Source organism: Kribbella sp. NPDC055071 (assembly GCF_053608045.1).
Map to the genome: position 1 here is coordinate 1 of NZ_JBSGUS010000076.1, position 832 is coordinate 832.

Here is an 832-nt window from a genome sequence, read left to right on the forward strand (position 1 = left end):
CACTTTATATATGGTGATGCTTTCCGCTTACTATACGCTTTTGTCAAAGTATACGGGGCAGGATGACATCATTGTCGGGACACCGTCAGCGGGCAGAAATCACTCCGATACAGAGGGCATTATCGGGATGTTCGTCAATACGCTTGCGATTCGCAGTGAGGTGAAGCAGGATGAGACGTTTATCCAATTGATCTCGCGTGTCCGCAAACGGGTGCTGAATGCCTTTTCTCATCAGGACTATCCGTTTGAGTGGCTTGTTGAAGAATTGAACATCCCGCGTGATGTTAGCAGGCATCCGCTGTTTGACACGATGTTCAGCCTTCAAAACGCGACAGAGGGCATTCCGGCTGTCGACGATCTGTCCTTGTCTGTTCATGAGACCAATTTCAAGATTGCCAAATTTGATTTGACGGTGCAGGCGAGAGAAACCGATGAAGGCATTGAGCTTGATTTGGATTACAGCACGAAGCTGTTTAAACAAAGCACGGCAGACAGGCTGCTTACGCATTTTGCGCGTTTGCTTGAAGAGGCTGCGGTTGATTCGGAGAAGCGGATTTCCGAGTATAAGCTTCTTTCTGAAGAGGAGGCTGCTTCGCAAATTCAGCAGTTTAACCCGGGCAGAACACCTTATCCTAAAGATAAAACAATTGTTCAGCTGTTTGAGGAGCAAGCGGCGAATACGCCAGACCACACTGCGCTTCAATATGAAGGCGAATCACTTACTTATCGTGAACTGAATGAACGGGCCAATCGTTTAGCCCGCGGCATTCTTTCTCTTGGAGCTGGCGAAGGAAGAACTGCGGCTGTCTTATGCGAGCGGTCAATGGATATG

The 832-nt window shown here is 48.4% G+C and carries 1 protein-coding gene; it reads left to right on the top strand.

Annotated features, from left to right (window positions below):
• Positions 1–832: condensation domain-containing protein (locus tag ACWF4Z_RS38355; protein WP_452248113.1), on the top strand; the 832-nt coding region annotated here is incomplete at both ends.